General features: G+C 73.0%; 16 protein-coding genes. 7 read left to right on the forward strand and 9 right to left on the reverse strand.

Annotated elements, in window-relative coordinates:
• The first annotated feature begins 132 nt into the window (after window positions 1-132).
• The 3 genes from ABTZ03_RS18155 to ABTZ03_RS18165 all read left to right on the forward strand — a co-directional run bounded on the left by ABTZ03_RS18155 (window position 133) and on the right by ABTZ03_RS18165 (window position 2,428).
• On the forward strand, window positions 133-1,341 hold the full coding sequence (locus tag ABTZ03_RS18155; protein WP_350513981.1) for a uroporphyrinogen-III synthase: 1,209 nt from the start codon (window positions 133-135) through the stop codon (window positions 1,339-1,341).
• The gene (locus tag ABTZ03_RS18160) at window positions 1,341-2,045 is read left to right on the forward strand and encodes a sirohydrochlorin chelatase (RefSeq protein ID WP_350513982.1); all 705 of its coding nucleotides are present in this window, start codon (window positions 1,341-1,343) and stop codon (window positions 2,043-2,045) included. The genes ABTZ03_RS18155 and ABTZ03_RS18160 overlap by 1 nt, the downstream gene beginning before the upstream one ends.
• 98 nt (window positions 2,046-2,143) lie before the next feature.
• Entirely contained in the window at window positions 2,144-2,428 is a 285-nt protein-coding gene (locus tag ABTZ03_RS18165) for a hypothetical protein (protein ID WP_350513983.1), read from the forward strand.
• 59 nt (window positions 2,429-2,487) lie between these two features.
• Here the strand turns inward: ABTZ03_RS18165 and ABTZ03_RS18170 are convergent, their stop codons facing one another.
• Together ABTZ03_RS18170 and ABTZ03_RS18175 are read right to left on the reverse strand one after the other, a co-directional pair.
• The gene (locus tag ABTZ03_RS18170; protein WP_350513984.1) at window positions 2,488-3,501 is read right to left on the reverse strand and encodes a questin oxidase family protein; all 1,014 of its coding nucleotides are present in this window, start codon (window positions 3,499-3,501) and stop codon (window positions 2,488-2,490) included.
• A gap of 72 nt (window positions 3,502-3,573) precedes the next feature.
• A complete protein-coding gene (locus ABTZ03_RS18175; RefSeq protein WP_350513985.1) occupies window positions 3,574-4,464 on the reverse strand; it encodes an alpha/beta fold hydrolase in 891 nt (296 codons plus the stop codon).
• A gap of 57 nt (window positions 4,465-4,521) precedes the next feature.
• On the opposite strand from ABTZ03_RS18175, the gene ABTZ03_RS18180 reads away from it, so the two are divergent.
• Both ABTZ03_RS18180 and ABTZ03_RS18185 read left to right on the forward strand, forming a co-directional pair.
• On the forward strand, window positions 4,522-5,109 hold the full coding sequence (locus ABTZ03_RS18180) for a TetR/AcrR family transcriptional regulator (RefSeq protein WP_350513986.1): 588 nt from the start codon (window positions 4,522-4,524) through the stop codon (window positions 5,107-5,109).
• 205 nt (window positions 5,110-5,314) lie between these two features.
• Window positions 5,315-5,731 (forward strand): helix-turn-helix domain-containing protein, encoded by a 417-nt coding sequence (locus ABTZ03_RS18185; RefSeq protein WP_350513987.1) that lies wholly within the window; start codon window positions 5,315-5,317, stop codon window positions 5,729-5,731.
• Window positions 5,732-5,806: 75 nt separating this feature from the next.
• On the opposite strand, the gene ABTZ03_RS18190 is transcribed toward ABTZ03_RS18185, so the two are convergent.
• From ABTZ03_RS18190 to ABTZ03_RS18205, 4 genes are all read right to left on the reverse strand, one after another.
• Window positions 5,807-6,409 (reverse strand): ClpP family protease, encoded by a 603-nt coding sequence (locus ABTZ03_RS18190; protein WP_350513988.1) that lies wholly within the window; start codon window positions 6,407-6,409, stop codon window positions 5,807-5,809.
• Between the two features lies 1 nt (window position 6,410).
• Window positions 6,411-7,049 (reverse strand): ClpP family protease, encoded by a 639-nt coding sequence (locus ABTZ03_RS18195; RefSeq protein WP_350513989.1) that lies wholly within the window; start codon window positions 7,047-7,049, stop codon window positions 6,411-6,413.
• Window positions 7,050-7,143: 94 nt separating this feature from the next.
• Window positions 7,144-7,341 carry a DUF397 domain-containing protein gene (locus ABTZ03_RS18200; RefSeq protein ID WP_350513990.1) on the reverse strand — a complete coding sequence of 66 codons (198 nt, stop codon included), beginning with the start codon at window positions 7,339-7,341 and terminating at the stop codon, window positions 7,144-7,146.
• A 13-nt stretch (window positions 7,342-7,354) separates the two neighbouring features.
• Window positions 7,355-8,206 (reverse strand): helix-turn-helix domain-containing protein, encoded by an 852-nt coding sequence (locus ABTZ03_RS18205; RefSeq protein WP_350513991.1) that lies wholly within the window; start codon window positions 8,204-8,206, stop codon window positions 7,355-7,357.
• A gap of 138 nt (window positions 8,207-8,344) precedes the next feature.
• Between ABTZ03_RS18205 and ABTZ03_RS18210 the strand changes: the two genes are divergently transcribed.
• The gene (locus tag ABTZ03_RS18210) at window positions 8,345-8,647 is read left to right on the forward strand and encodes a hypothetical protein (RefSeq protein ID WP_350513992.1); all 303 of its coding nucleotides are present in this window, start codon (window positions 8,345-8,347) and stop codon (window positions 8,645-8,647) included.
• Window positions 8,648-8,689: 42 nt separating this feature from the next.
• Here ABTZ03_RS18210 and ABTZ03_RS18215 read toward each other — a convergent pair whose 3' ends face one another.
• Together ABTZ03_RS18215 and ABTZ03_RS18220 are read right to left on the reverse strand one after the other, a co-directional pair.
• Entirely contained in the window at window positions 8,690-9,484 is a 795-nt protein-coding gene (locus ABTZ03_RS18215; protein WP_350513993.1) for an MBL fold metallo-hydrolase, read from the reverse strand.
• 120 nt (window positions 9,485-9,604) lie between these two features.
• Complete coding sequence (locus ABTZ03_RS18220; protein ID WP_350513994.1) at window positions 9,605-11,218, reverse strand: purple acid phosphatase family protein; 1,614 nt, start codon at window positions 11,216-11,218, stop codon at window positions 9,605-9,607.
• A 343-nt stretch (window positions 11,219-11,561) separates the two neighbouring features.
• Between ABTZ03_RS18220 and ABTZ03_RS18225 the strand changes: the two genes are divergently transcribed.
• Window positions 11,562-12,254, forward strand: coding sequence for a transglycosylase family protein (locus ABTZ03_RS18225; RefSeq protein WP_350513995.1), 693 nt, complete (start codon window positions 11,562-11,564; stop codon window positions 12,252-12,254).
• A 30-nt stretch (window positions 12,255-12,284) separates the two neighbouring features.
• Here ABTZ03_RS18225 and ABTZ03_RS18230 read toward each other — a convergent pair whose 3' ends face one another.
• A complete protein-coding gene (locus tag ABTZ03_RS18230; protein ID WP_350513996.1) occupies window positions 12,285-14,219 on the reverse strand; it encodes an APC family permease in 1,935 nt (644 codons plus the stop codon).
• Window positions 14,220-14,253: the final 34 nt, after the last annotated feature.

Genomic DNA, 14,253 nt, shown 5'->3' on the forward strand with positions numbered 1-14,253 from the left:
CGCCCTGCTCACACCGCCCGGGCGCCGGGGTGCGGGCCCGGACATCCGCCGTAACCGCAGCGGCGCTTTCGCTTACCGGCAGGTGACGGCCGGGCAATGCCGCCGTAACAAGCGGGACGGAGGCTGGCCCGCATGGCAGCGACCCCCACCCCGGCAGAACCGGCAGAACCGGCAGGCCCGGCCGGACAGCACGGACCGGCAGGACCGGCCGGACGTCCAGGAGCACCCGCCGGCCCCGCGGGCCCGCTCACCGGCTTCACCGTCGGCGTCACCGCCGCCCGCCGCCGCGAGGAGCTGACCGCCCTGCTCACCCGGCGCGGCGCCCAGGTGGTCGAGGCGCCGGTGCTGCGCATCCTGCCGCTCGCCGACGACCTCGCCCTGCGCGAGGCCACCGACCGCTGCCTGGCCGCCCCGCTCGACTACGTGGTGGCCACCACCGGCGTCGGCTGGCGCGGCTGGATGAGCGCCGCCGAGGGCTGGGGCCGGGGCTCCGACCTCGCCGAGGCCTGCCGCGCCGCCGTGGTGCTCAGCCGGGGCCCCAAGGCCACCGGCGCGGTCCGGGCCAGCGGACTGGACGAGGGCTTCTCCCCCGACAGCGAGGCCACCGACGAGCTGCTCACCTGGCTGCTCGCCCGCCCACTGGCCGGGCGCCGGATCGCCGTCCAGGAGCACGGGGTGCGCCTGGACGCCTTCGCGGCGGCGCTGCGCGAGCGCGGCGCCGAGGTGATCTCCGTCCCGGTCTACCGCTGGGCGCCGCCGGAGGACCCGGGCGCGGTGCGCCGACTGCTCGACCAGACCGTCCGCCGCCAGGTGCACGCGCTCACCTTCACCAGCGCCCCCGCGATCACCGCCCTGCTCGCCGCGGCACGGGCCGAGGGGCGGTACGAGGCGCTGCTCGACGCGCTGCGCGCCGATGTGCTGCCGGTGTGCGTCGGCACCCTGTGCGCCCGCCCGCTCACCGACCTCGGCCTGCCCGCCGTCCACCCCGAGCGCGGCCGACTCGGCGCCCTGGTCCGGCTGCTGGCGGACACCCTCCCGGGCCGGGCCCGACGCGAAGTCCAGCTCCCCGGCGGGGTGTTGACGCTACAGGGGAACGCCGCCCTGGTCGACGGCGAGAGCCACCGGCTCAGCCCGCGCGGCGCCGCCGTGCTCCGCGCCCTCGCCGAACGGCCCGGCCGGGTGCTCAGCCGCGCCGACCTGCTGCGCGCCGCCTGGCCGGACGCGGCCGCCGACGAGCACGCGGTGGAGGCCGCCGTCGGCCGACTGCGGGCCGCGCTCGGCCCGCACGCCGCGCTCATCCGCACCGTCCCCAAGCGCGGCTACCGGCTGGCGGCGGGCTGATGCCGCCGGTGCTGCTCGCCGTCGCGCACGGCAGCCGCGATCCGGCAGCGGCGACCTCGATCCGCGCCCTGCTGCGGACAGTTCGCGCGCTGCGTCCCGAACTCACCGTCCGCTGCTGCTTCCTGGACCTGGCCCGCCCCACCCTCGCCGAGGCCCTCGCCCGACTCGCGGACGCCCGACCGGTGTTGGTGCCGCTGCTACTCGGCACCGGCTACCACCTGCGGGTCGACCTGCCCGCCGCCCTCGCCGACGCGGGCCTCCCCCGCACCCATCTCGCCCCGGCGCTCGGCCCCCACCCGCTGCTCGCCGAGGCCCTCGCCGACCGCCTCACCGAGGCCGGCGCGGCACCGGAGGCCCCCGTGGTGCTGGCCGGGGCCGGCTCCTCCGACCCCACCGCGCTCGCCGACACCGCTCGTACGGCCGAGCTGCTCGCCGCCCGCCTCGGCCGCCCCGTCACCCCCGCCCACCTCTCCGCCGCGGCCCCCACACCCCACCAGGCCGTGGCCGCCCTCCACGCCGCCGGCCACCTCCGGGTCGCCGTCGCCGGCTACCTGCTCTCCCCCGGCCACTTCGCCCGCCGCACCGCCACCACCGCGGCCACCTGGACCGGCGCCCCACTCGCCCCCCACCCGGCCGTCGCCCGCCTCCTCCTCCACCGCTACGACCAGGCCCGCACGGCGACCGAACTGCGCACCGCCGCCTGACCGCCTGACGGCGACCGAGCAGGCCGGCAGAGGTGACCGGCAGGGGTGACCGGCCACCCTGCGATACGGTGTCGCCCCACGGCGAAGGGGGCACGGCAATGCTGCTGAAGCAGGGGGACACCGTCCTCGGCACGATCACCATCGACGACCTGGACATGCCCTGGTGGCACGGCCACTTCCGGCCCACCCCGGCGTTCGAGCCGATCCGACCGTTCTTCGACGCCACCCGACGGGCCTTCAAAGCGGCGGACGACCGGACGATAGGCGCCGCCCTCGGGGCGATCAAGTCCCTGGCCCTCGTGATCGAGCCCGAGGACGGGACCGAACCGATCACCGCGTTCCTGCTGCACATCGAGGGCGACCGGATGCGGCTGCGCCACTGACGGCTGCCCGGCCCGGCCCGCGAACAGCCCCGATGCGCCTCAGCCCGACGGCGGGGCGGTCAGCTCGACGGCGAGGCGGTCAGCTCGATCGCCCGGAGCGCGGCCGCCAGGGCACGCTCGTCGCCCACGTCCAGGGCCGTGTCCGTCAGCTTGACGACGTGTTCGTCGCCGTGCGCCAGGGCCCGTTCGAACACCTCCTCGGGGGTGACCGGTCCGGGCGGGGCGTACGGGACGGGTTCGTCCGGCGCGTACATCGCGGTCACCGCCGCAGCCGCCGTCCAGGCCGCTCGCAGGCTCGCCGGCCACAGGGCGGGCGGGAGCGCGGGCAGCGCGCGCAGCACCGCGTTGGGGGCGGTGGCCGCGTGCACCAGCATGGTCTCCTCGCCGTGCCCGTGGGTGGCGTAGCGGTGGGTGGCCGCCCGTACCAGGTCGGCGAGGCGGTCGCGCGCCTCGCCCGGTTCGGTCACCCCGGCCGCCCACACCGGCAGCGCCGTGACCCGGTCAAGCCGGGCGGGGAAGCCGCCGTCCCGCTCGGCGATCGGCGGGACGGCGTCGAGGGCGGCGGCCGCGCCGACGGCCGTCGGCCGAAGGACCGGAACCGTGACCGGCCGGTGGCGCGCCGCCCAGTAGCCCAGGCCGTGGGCGAGTTCGGCCGACCGGGGCCCGGTCTCCGCGCCGGCCAGCAGGGTGCGCACGGCGTGGCCGACCCGGATCACCGGGTGGGTGGAGCCCCCGTACAGCCCGGGCAGCAGCCGGGGCCACCACTGCGCGAGCACCTCGCGCCAGGGGTGTTCGGCGAGTTGACGCTCGAAGTGGTCGATCCAGTCGGCGGCCCGGGCCGGATCGCCCAGCGCGGCAGGCCAGTTGGCGGCCGTGACCGGCTCGACCCGGGACGGGAAGTCCTCCAGCTTCCGCGCGTACCGGTCGAGCCACCGGTGCACGGCGGGCGCCTGCCCGTGCGCGGCCAGCGCCTCGACGGCCATCGGCGCGTGGTTGCTCAGCCGGCCCAGCCGCTCGGGCCCCGTGCGGTGCAGGCGTTCCAGTGCCTCGTCCAGAATCCCCGTGGTGTCCATGGCCACGACGCTAGGCGGGCCGACGCGACGGCGTAACGGTCCGCAGACGTAGGCCTTCGGACGCCCTCGGAGTCAGCCCCGGGCGAGTTCGCCGAGGAAGCCCAGCAGCCGTTCGTTGACCAGCTCCGGCTGCTCCAGGTTCAGTCCGTGCCCGGCCCGTTCGACGATCTCCGCCCGCACGCCGGGGATCAGCGCGGTGACCCGCTCCAGCACCCGGCGCGGCCGCAGCAGCGCGCTGCGCCGGCCGACCAGCATCAGCACGGGCAGCCCGATCGCGCCCAACTCCGCGTCCGTGAACGGCCGGGCGGGCGGGCGGCCGCCCGGCTTGTAGCTGCGCATGGCGAGCATCAGCGGGGCGATCATCTCGCGCGGCGCACTGAGCGCGGGGTTGGCCAGCAGCCGGCCGACCGCCGGGCGCAGCGGTCGCGGGGCGAGCATGCCGAACAGTCCGCCGATCATGTGGACGTAGAACCGGGCGGGCACCTTCTCGATCCCGCCCGGGTCCAGCGAGGTGACGGAGGCGAGCCGCTCGGGCCCGTGGACGGCCTGGTTGAGCGCCAGCCAGCCGCCGTACGAGACCCCCACCAGGTGCACCCGGTCCAGCCCGAGCCCGGCCAGCACCTCCCCCAGCCAAGCGGCGTTCTCGGCGGACCCGGCCGCGACGGCGCGCTGCACGCTGCGGCCCGGGTCGTCGAGGGTGTCGATCGCGTACACCGGGTGGTGCGCACCCAACGCGGCGATCTGCGGGTACCAGTTGGACGGGTGCCCGGCGTGGCCGTGCAGCAGCACGATCGGTTCGCCGTCGGTCGGCCCGTAGTGGTGGACGTGGACGGTGCCGTACCCGGTCTCGATGTCGAACTCCCGGCGCGGGGAAGGCCAGAGCTCCATCGCCCGGTCGTACGCGTCGAGGAACGTCGTGCGGGCCTTCTCGCTGGTGAAGTGTCCGACGCTGGTCCTGGTCATGATCCCTCCCGGTTTTGGTGGTATGGTTGTACCACAAAAACATCCGGAAGGAACCCGATGCCCAAGCTGGTGGACCACGAGGAGCGACGGGCCCACATCATCGACGCCCTGCTCCGCTCGGCGGCGGCCAGCGGCCTGCACTCCGTCACCATGCGCTCGGTCGCGGCCGAGGCGGGGGTGTCGGTACGGCTGGTCCAGTACTACTTCGACACCAAGGAACAGCTGCTCCTCGCCGCCATGACCCGCCTCACCACCCGGATGGGCGAGCGCATCCAACGCCGCCTCCGGGCCACGGGCGCCTCGACCGCCCCGCGCGACATCATCGAGGCGGTCCTGCTGGAAGCCGTCCCCACCGACGAGGAGAGCCGGGCCTTCCACCTCATCCACACCGAGTACGCGGTGCTGTCGGTCACCGACCCCGCCCTCGCCGGACCGGCGTTCCTGGCCGCCCCCAACGAGATGGAGGCCTTCCTCGCCGCCCAGCTCACCGCCGCCGGCGCCACCGACTCCCCCCGCCAGGAGGCCGTCGTCCTGATGGCCGTCTCGGCCGGCCTCGGCCTCAGCGTCCTGCTCGGCCAGCGCACACCGGACGACGCCGTCGCCGTCCTCCACCACCACCTCGGCCGCATCCTCCCCGCCCGGTGACGGGCCCGGGCGCTCCGCTGGGATGATCATCCGAACAAGGGAACACAAGGGAACGAGGGCTCCGACCTGGTCTTCGAGGCGACCGGTGGCACCTGGAGCGTCCTGGAACCGTGGCGCGCCCGACCCGCCCGTCCGCACGCGCGACTTCACCCACAGCAGAGCGCCACACCCTTCCGTCGGCGCCCCGGATCCCTAGGCTGAAGGGGTGAGCACTCAAGCGCCGAACGAAGCCCGCGTCATCCCCCTGCGCCCGCACGCCGCGCCGCCCGGCCCCGGCCGGTCGGGCCACACCCCGCCGGCCCCCGCGCCGAGGGAGCCGCTCTGGCGCGACCTCGTCGGCGACGCCCTGCGCCGCGAACGGCTCGCCCAGGAACGCACGTTGAAGGACGTCGCGGAGACCGCCCGGATCTCGATGCCGTACCTGTCGGAGCTGGAGCGGGGACGCAAGGAGGCCTCCTCCGAGGTGCTCGCGGCCGCCGCCAAGGCGCTCGGCCTCGGCCTCGGCGACCTGCTCTCGCTCGCCCAGGAGGAACTGGTCCGGCACAGCCTCGGACGGACGGCCCAGGGCCGGACGTCGTCCCCCTCGTCGGCGCGCTCCAACGGCCTCTGCCTCGCCGCCTGACCGGAGCCGCCCGACTCGGCGCCCGTCCGGGCGGGCGGGCCGGTGCACCCCCGTGGCACCGGCCCGCCCGCTCGGTCAGCCGAACGCCACCCGCCGGTTCAGCACCTCGTCCGCCAGCCCGTAGGCGACGGCCTCCTCGGCGGTGAACACCTTCTCCCGGTCCATGTCCGCGCGCAGCGTCGCCGCGTCGTGCCCGGTGTGCCGGGACAGCACCTCCTCCACCTGCGAGCGGACCCGCACCATCTCCTTCGCCGCCAGGCTCAGGTCGGAGACCGTCCCCTGCTGCCCACCACTGGCCGGCTGCCCGAGCAGCACCCGCGCGTGCCGCAGCACGAACCGCCGCCCCGGGTCCCCGCCCGCCAGCAGCACCGCCGCCGTCGAGGCCGCCTGGCCGACGCAGAAGGTGGAGACCGGCGCCTGCACGAAGGACATCGTGTCGTAGATCGCCATCAGCGAAGTGAACGATCCGCCGGGCGAGTTGAGGTAGATCGAGATCTCCCGCTCCGGGCTCTCCGACTCCAGGTGCAGCAGCTGCGCGATGACCACGTTGGCCACCCCGTCGTCGATCTCGGTGCCGAGGAAGATGATCCGCTCGTTCAGCAGCCGACTGAACACGTCGTACGTCCGCTCGCCCTTGGCGGTTCGCTCGATGACGTACGGAACCGTGTAGGACCCCATGTCAGAGCCCCATCCGTCGACGCGACGAGGCCGGACGGATGTCGGCCACCGACTCCACCACCCGGTCCACGAGCCCGTACTCCACGGCCTGCTCGGCCGTGAACCAGCGGTCCCGGTCGCCGTCCCGGCGGATCACTTCCTCGCTCTGGCCGGTGTGCTCGGCGGTGATGCGTTCGATGGCCCGCTTGGTGTGCTCCAGGTTCTCCGCCTGAATCTCGATGTCCGCGGTGGTACCGCCGATGCCCGCCGAGGGCTGGTGCATCATGATCCGCGCGTTCGGCAGCGCGAAGCGCTTCCCGCGCGCGCCGACGGTGAGCAGGAACTGCCCCATGCTGGCCGCGAACCCCATCGCCAGCGTCGACACGTCGTTCGGGATCAGCCGCATGGTGTCGTACACGGCCAGCCCCGCCGAGACCGACCCACCGGGGCTGTTGACGTACAGGCTGATGTCAGTGTGCGGGTCCTCCGCAGAGAGCAGCAGCAGTTGGGCGCACACCCGGTTCGCCGACACGTCGTCAACCTGGGTGCCGAGCAACACGATCCGCTGCGCGAGCAGTTGGGCGGCCAACTGGTCGTCGAACGGGCCGGGCTGCGTGCCGCCCTGCTCCGCACGGGGCTGGGGTGGGGTGAGTGGAGTCATCTGCTCCTCCTTGTCGAGCCGTTGACTCCACTCTCACCCCTGCAAGACCCACCGATGCCGTTCCTCTGCCCCCCGCAGATTCGCCGGGGGCAGATCAGTCGGCCAGGTGGTCGAACTCCCCGGCCCTGACACCACGCAGGAGGACGCGCAACCGGTCGGGCGTCGTGGTGATGACGACCTCGGGATCGTCACTCTCACAGAGTTTGACGGCCCCGCCGGCAGTCGCCGCAACGTAGATGCAATTGGCGGTGTCACCGCTGAACGAGGACTTCTGCCAGATCTGAACGGCCATGATCGTTCCCGTCTCAAATGCCCTGGGCGGTACGGTGGATGAGGTCGCGAGATGCCTCGGGCCCGAGTGCAGTCGCCTCCAACCGGTCCAACACGGCTCGATACTTGATCAGCTGCGGCTCGGTGTCAATGAACTCGAACCGATCCCCGTCGACCTGCACGCTGTCCAACCGAGCGACCTCGGCGGCGAAGTACACGATCCCGGCGCCGGAACTCGGAAAGCTACCCGTGCCGAACGGGATCACCCGCAGGTCGATGTGTGGGTACTCGCCCATCGTCAGCAGGTGCTCCAGCTGATCGCGGACAACCTTCGGCCCACCGAAGCCCATGCGCAGGGCCGTCTCATGGACGACGGCCGACAACGGCATCGGCTGTTCGCCGTACAGCACCGCCTGCCGCTTGATCCGATGAGAAACGAGGTGTTCCACCTCGGGCGGTGACAAGGGCGGGACCACATCCCGGAAGAGCGCGCGAGCGTGCTCGGCAGTCTGGAGGAGGCCTGGGAGGTGGATCACGGTGGCGATCCGCATCGATCGTGAATGGTGCTCTACCTCGGCCAGATCGAGCGCTCCGGCCGGGAGGATCTCGCGGTACTCCTCCCACCAACCCCGGGTGCGGCCACCGGTCATGCAGGTCAGCGCGTCGATCAACGCTTCATCCGTGCAGCCGTAGAGCCGTGCAAGGGCCCGCACCCGGTCCGCGCTCACGGGGTATCCCCCGGATTCGATGTTGCTGATCCGGGACTGCTGGGTGCCGTGCAACTCACCAGCCCGCGTGACCGACAGCCCTGCCTGCTCGCGCAACCGGCGCAACTCCGCGCCGAGTCGCCGTTGCCGAATGCTCGGCGGGATCTTGCTGGGCGGCATTCGCTGCCCCCTCCCCTGCTCGCCCTTCACTCCTTGGAGTGGTAGTGCCATGAATTCCCCAAAGACGGTGGACTACATACTACCCGCTGGCTATTTTTGATGCTGCGTCAGATACGGTCCTTCCCGTAGGAGACTTCCATGGCTACTGCGCCCTCGCCAAACCCCCAGACGCCCTTCGACCAGGAGCTGTACGCTCTCGTGCTCGACACCGCACCGCGCCTGTTCGCCGTCGTCCAGGTGTGCGACGAGGGCCAGTTGGACGCCGACGGGTGGGTGGTGGCCTGGGGGCTCGCCGACCACGACGGCCCGACGCACGTGATCAGCCTCGACGGCCGGGCGCGGCTGACCCTCGCCTCCCCCGACCGGGCGCTGCGCCACTACCGCGACCGGCCGGGGATCACCACCCGCCTGGTCTGGCTCACCCAGCCGGCCGCCGCCTGACCTTCCACCCCACCCGCACAGGAAGTCGGCCCCGCCGACTTCCTACACCGCCACGAACCGCCGGTTGCCGTCCCCCGCCAGAATCCTGCCGAAGCGCATGCCGGGGAAGTGCGCGGCCACCAGCACGTCCTCCGTATCCGCGGCCTCGTCCGCGATGCGGTTGCGCACGGCGGAGGCCGCCACCGGATCCACGTCCCAAATGACCTGCCAGTCCCGCTCGCTGAACTGGACCACCGAGTGCGCGACATCCCCCAGCAACAGCGCACGCCGCCCGCCGGAGGAGACCACGTACACCGTCGTCCCCGGGGTGTGCCCGGGCAGGTGGAGTGCGTCGATTCCCGGGGCGAGCGTGAAGTCCTTCTCAAAAAGCTCCAGTTGCCCCCCGATCGGGGTGAGCTTCTCCACCGCCGCAGGCTGGGCGCCCTCGCCCGTCACGAAGTGCTCCCAATCAGCACGGTGCGCCCGGTACGTGGCGCGCGGGAAGACCGGCCGCCCGTCAACGGCGGCCCAGCCGACGTGGTCGAAGTGCAGGTGGGTGAAGACCACATCGGTCACGTCCCCCGGGCCCACCCCGTGCGCCGCCAGCGAGTCGAGCAGCCGCCCACCCCGGTACCTGCCGTCGTCGAACGGCCCGACCCCGGCGTCGACCAGAACCGTCCGCTCCCCGCTGCGCACCAGGAAGCCCCCGAGCGGCAGCCCGAGGCTGCCGTCCGCCTCCCGATGGTGCCCGTGGCAGGCCCACGGGTCGGCCACCCCGGGGCGGGTGAGGATCTCGGCGGCGGTTTCCCTCCCCATCCCGTCCGCGATCGCCAGGATCTCGATGTCGCCGATCCTCATGTGCATCCTTCCGCAGCTTCCAGCAGGTCATCAGCTCCAACCAGCCACCACGGCAGGGGATTCCCGTACACGAAGGGGCCCGCAGCACGGCGGGCCCCTTCGACGGGGAGACTAGGGCGACTACCGGCGCCCGGCGCCGGCCCGCTCCCGGACGTCGGTGTCCTCGCCCTGGTCGTCGCCGTCGCCCCAGCCGTCGCTGCGGTCGCGGTACAGCGTGAAGCGGTCGAACAGCACCGGCGTCGGCAGCGGGTTGGCCGCCGTGGCCGGCACCGAGTGGTAGTAGGAGACCGTGATGGTGGTCCGGCCTCCCGGCACCGAACCCGGGTCGACGTCGAACACCGCGACGCCGTACGGGTACTTGGTGTCCGGGTCGGTGACGGCCGACCAGGTGGCCTTCTCCTTGGCGTCCGGGTCGGCCTTGAAGGTGAGCCGCTGGGTGCGGACGGTGGCCTCGCGGACGCCGTCGCCGTCGGCGGGCTGGTAGACGTCGTCGTGCCCGGCGGTGCCGCCGCCGCCCAGGATCAGGTGGACGGTGCCCTCGGAGGTGTCGATCCGCCGCAGGTCGTCGTCGACGGCCGCCGGGGTGAGCAGCCCGCCCGGCTCGGTGCCGCGCACCGGGTAGGTGCGCTCGTAGTCGTGGTCGTGTCCGGCCAGTACGAGGTCGACGGAGTAGCGGTCGAGCAGCGGCAGCAGGTGCTCCCGGATGCCCATGTCGCCGCCGTGGCTGGAGGCGGAGGAGGACATCGCGAACTGGTGCAGGTTGACCACGATCCAGTCGACCGCGTCGCCGCCCCGGGCCCGCTTCAGCACCCGTTCCAGCCAGCGCAGTTGGGCGCCCTCGCTGTAGCCGCTGATGTAGATGGACTGACCGGTGGCCGGGTCGATGCTGGCGTCGTCCTCGACGGCGATCTCGTTGCCGTCCAGGCTGACGAACAGCACCGAGCCGACCTGGAAGCTGTACCAGTTGCCGCAGTGGTCGCGGGTGCCGTTGTCGGGCAGCTCGAAGCGGGTCAGGTAGGAGGCGTACCCGAGGTCGCCGCCGCCGGCCTCGACCTCGTGGTTGCCGGGGGCGGGCATCCAGGGGCGGTTGGCGGCGGACCGGCCCATGTTGTTCATGAACGCGTTCCAGGCCTGCGGCTGGAGCTGCTCGTTGTTGTTGGCGTAGGCGAGGTCGCCGTTGAGCAGGTGGAACAGCGGGTTGAACTGCTCGACCTGACGGACGGCCGCGGCGCCGTGGATGGACGACTTCTTGAACACGTTGTCGCCGGTGCCGAGGTCGCCGAAGCTGGTGAAGCGGAACGCGGCCCGGCCGCGCGCGGGTGCGGTGCGGAAGGTGCCGCGGACCGGCTGGGCGCCGTCGTGCAGCACCTCGTAGACGTAGGTGGTGTCGGGGCGCAGCCCGTCCAGGCGGGCGTGGTGGGTGAAGGTCTCGACCTTGTTGAGCCCGTCGACGTAGCTGCGGCTGAGGGCGTCGACGGTGCGGCCCGCACCGCCGCGCGGGGTGCCGATCCGCACCCGGGGACGGCGCACGGTGGCGGCCGTCGCCCAGGAGACGGTCATCTCGCGAGAGGGCTCGTTGCCCCACTGGAGGTGGATCTGCTCCGGTCCGGGGGTGCCGGCCACGGCCGGCTGGGTCCACAGCAGGGTGGACGCGGGCAGCGCGGCGAGCGCACCGACCGCCGTACCCGTCCGTAGGACCGTTCTGCGGGAGTACCGCGAGGGATTGACCGCCATTGCCGCCTCCTGAGCTCCGAGAAACGCCCAGGAGGTTCCCAGTTCGACGGTACGTCCACACCACGGGTCACCGTGCCGACGGCGAACGGGAGTTGAACGCTGACCCTCGGTCGGCCGGGCCGGCCCGCCGGCGGCGGCCCGGTGGCAGCCCGGTGGCCGCCCCGTCCGGCGCGGGCGCGGAGGGGTACGGCCGGATGGCCGCGGGCCACCGGGGTGGTCCGGGACGGCCGAGCGGGTGACCTTTCGGACGTGTCGGCGGCCGCCCGCCCCGTCCAGCGTGCGTCGGTTGGAACGCGCCGCCTCCGGACGACGCACGCCCTGTCCCCGGACCTGAGAGCCGCCCATGCCTTCCACCGCCCGTCTCCGTCGCCTCGTCCCCACCGCGCTCTGCGCCCTCGCCGTGGCCGTCGCCGCCCCCGCGGCCCACGCCGCACCCCCGGGCGGCAGCAGCGGCACCGACCCCGGCGGGAGGACGGACGGCGGCAGGTACGACTGGGAGCGCGTGGCGGACTGCGAGAGCAGCGGCAACTGGCACGTCAACAGCGGCAACGGCTACTTCGGCGGCCTCCAGTTCGACCAGCCCACCTGGCGGGAGAACGGCGGCCTCGCCTACGCCCCGCGCGCCGACCTCGCCAGCCGCGAGGAGCAGATGGCGGTCGCCCAGCACCTGGCCGGCCACCGCGGCCTCTCCCCTTGGCCGGTCTGCGGCCGCCGCGCCGTCGGCGGCGGCCGCCACCACGAGGCCGGCCGGGACCAGAACCGGAACCAGAACCGGGACCGGGACCGGGACCAAGACCAGGACCGGGACGAGGAGGCCACCCGCGACCACGACCGCGACGCCGTCCTGCCGCCGCCCGCCCCCGGCGCCGCCGAGGACGGCCGGTGGACCGTCCGCGAGGACGACACCCTGGACCAGCTCGCCGCCGACCTGCACGTCCCCGGCGGCTGGCCGGCGCTGTACGAGCTCAACCGCGGCGCCGTCGGCGAGGACCCGGACCTGATCCAGCCCGGCCTGGTGCTGCGCCTGCCGTCCTGAGGCCGTCGGCGTACGGCGGGGGGGTGCGGATCAGCCCACGTGGACGCGCGGACGCTTGCTGCGGTCCGGCTCCGCCTCGCGCAGCACCTCACGGGTGACCGGCGCGACCTCGCCCTGACCGAACAGGAAGAACCGCAGGAACTGCGCGAACGGGCTGCCCTCGGTCCACTCGAAGTACAGGTGCGGCCGCTGCCCGGTGCGGTCCCGGACGGTGAGCGCCAGCGCGGCGATCGCGTTCGGGATGCTGGAGCTCTCCAGGGTCAGCACCCGGTACCGGCCGTGCAGCACCTCGCCGCGGACGGTCAGCTCGGACTCGAAGTCCGACGCGTCCCGGACGGTCACCTCGACGAAGACCAGGTCGTCCTCGCCCGGGATGTCGTTGTCGGCGCGGATCTGCCGGATCTTGTCGCGGTACTCGGCGACGTCCCGGTTGGTCGGCTCGTTGGCGATCAGGCGCAGCGGGCGGTGGGCGTAGTCCCGGATGAACCGCTCGGCGGTCTCGTCCAGCGTGACGTCGGTGACCCGCAGCTCGAAGGCGCGCTTGAGCCGGGAGAGCAGCGAGACCAGGATGATGCCGGCGATGAAGCAGGCACCGATCTTGACGCCGTCCGGGCGCTCCACGGTGTTCACGACGGTGGTGTACAGGAACACCGCCGCGATGGCGCCGAAGGCGATGGTCCAGCCGCGCTGGCGCTTCTTGTACGCGGCGATGGTGACGGCGATGGCCGCCGAACTGATCAGCACCAGCACGCCGGTGGCGTAGGCGCCGCCCTGGGCGTCGACGTTGGCGTCGAACAGCCAGGTGATCAGGAAGCCGACGACGGTCAGCACGATCACCATCGGGCGCACGGCGCGGGCCCAGTGCGGGGCCATGCCGTAGCGCGGCAGGTAGCGGGGCAGCAGGTTGAGCATGCCCGCCATGGCGGAGGCGCCGGCGAACCACAGGATGGCGATGGTCGACAGGTCGTAGACGCTGCCGAAGGTGCCGCCCAGGTACTCGTGCGCGAGGAAGGCGAGGGCGCGGCCGTTGGCCTGGCCGCCGCTCTCGAACTCCTTGGCCGGGATGAGCAGGGTGCAGATGAAGCTGGTGGCGATCAGGAAGCTGCTCATGATCACGGCGGCGGTGGTGAGCAGCTTGCGGGTGCCGCGGATCCGGCCGGTCGGGTTCGCCTCGGTGTCACCGGCCTCGCCCTTGATGTGCGGCATCACGGCGACGCCGGTCTCGAAGCCGGACATGCCGAGCGCGAGCTTCGGGAAGACGACCAGCGCGACGCCGATCATCACGAAGATGTTGCCGTGCTGGACGGTCAGCGCGTTGGACCAGTCGGTGACCACGTGCGGCGCCTGGACGATCTTCCAGATGCCGACCACGACGACGACCACGTTGAGCGCCAGGTAGACCCCGACCAGCCCGACGGCCAGGCCGATGGCCTCGCTGAAGCCCTTGAGGAAGACCGCGCCGAGCAGGGCGACCAGGATCAGCGTGATGATCATCTGCTTGCCGCCGAGGGCGCTGTTCAGATGCGGGTTCTCGACCAGGTGCGCGCTGGCGTCGGCGGCCGAGAGGGTGATCGTGATGATGAAGTCCGTCGCCGCGAAGCCGAGCAGGGCGAGGACGAACAGCTTGCCCTTCCAGAACGACAGCAGCCGCTCCAGCATCGCGATCGAGCCCTCACCGCGCGGGCTCTCCTGGGCGACCCGCCGGTAGACCGGCAGCGCGCCGAACAGGGTGACCAGCACCAGCACGATCGTGGCGATCGGCGAGAGCAGGCCGGCCGCGAGGGCGGCGATGCCCGGCTGGTAGCCGAGCGTCGAGAAGTAGTCCAGACCGGTCAGGCACATCACGCGCCACCACGGCTGGCCCGTGTGCGCAGCGTGATCGGTAGCGGCGGCGGAGTCCCCCGGCTCCGTGCCGTCCTGCTGGGCCTTCGCTGCGGCGTCCCTGGCGGCCTTGTCCGGGGACATGTCCTCCAGGAGCCAGCTGCGGAGCCGTATTCGC

This window comes from Kitasatospora sp. NPDC096077, from assembly GCF_040303245.1.
GTDB lineage: Bacteria > Actinomycetota > Actinomycetes > Streptomycetales > Streptomycetaceae > Kitasatospora.

Bases quoted from the DNA above. Each gene is read 5' to 3' on its own strand.
- ABTZ03_RS18225 (WP_350513995.1), top strand. From the start codon at position 11,562: ATGCCTTCCACCGCCCGTCTCCGTCGCCTCGTCCCCACCGCGCTCTGC.
- ABTZ03_RS18215 (WP_350513993.1), bottom strand. From the start codon at position 9,484: ATGAGGATCGGCGACATCGAGATCCTGGCGATCGCGGACGGGATGGGG.
- ABTZ03_RS18155 (WP_350513981.1), top strand. From the start codon at position 133: ATGGCAGCGACCCCCACCCCGGCAGAACCGGCAGAACCGGCAGGCCCG.
- ABTZ03_RS18170 (WP_350513984.1), bottom strand. From the start codon at position 3,501: ATGGACACCACGGGGATTCTGGACGAGGCACTGGAACGCCTGCACCGC.
- ABTZ03_RS18160 (WP_350513982.1), top strand. From the start codon at position 1,341: ATGCCGCCGGTGCTGCTCGCCGTCGCGCACGGCAGCCGCGATCCGGCA.
- ABTZ03_RS18175 (WP_350513985.1), bottom strand. From the start codon at position 4,464: ATGACCAGGACCAGCGTCGGACACTTCACCAGCGAGAAGGCCCGCACG.
- ABTZ03_RS18195 (WP_350513989.1), bottom strand. From the start codon at position 7,049: ATGACTCCACTCACCCCACCCCAGCCCCGTGCGGAGCAGGGCGGCACG.
- ABTZ03_RS18205 (WP_350513991.1), bottom strand. From the start codon at position 8,206: ATGCCGCCCAGCAAGATCCCGCCGAGCATTCGGCAACGGCGACTCGGC.
- ABTZ03_RS18180 (WP_350513986.1), top strand. From the start codon at position 4,522: ATGCCCAAGCTGGTGGACCACGAGGAGCGACGGGCCCACATCATCGAC.
- ABTZ03_RS18200 (WP_350513990.1), bottom strand. From the start codon at position 7,341: ATGGCCGTTCAGATCTGGCAGAAGTCCTCGTTCAGCGGTGACACCGCC.
- ABTZ03_RS18210 (WP_350513992.1), top strand. From the start codon at position 8,345: ATGGCTACTGCGCCCTCGCCAAACCCCCAGACGCCCTTCGACCAGGAG.
- ABTZ03_RS18190 (WP_350513988.1), bottom strand. From the start codon at position 6,409: ATGGGGTCCTACACGGTTCCGTACGTCATCGAGCGAACCGCCAAGGGC.
- ABTZ03_RS18220 (WP_350513994.1), bottom strand. From the start codon at position 11,218: ATGGCGGTCAATCCCTCGCGGTACTCCCGCAGAACGGTCCTACGGACG.
- ABTZ03_RS18165 (WP_350513983.1), top strand. From the start codon at position 2,144: ATGCTGCTGAAGCAGGGGGACACCGTCCTCGGCACGATCACCATCGAC.
- ABTZ03_RS18230 (WP_350513996.1), bottom strand. From the start codon at position 14,219: ATGTCCCCGGACAAGGCCGCCAGGGACGCCGCAGCGAAGGCCCAGCAG.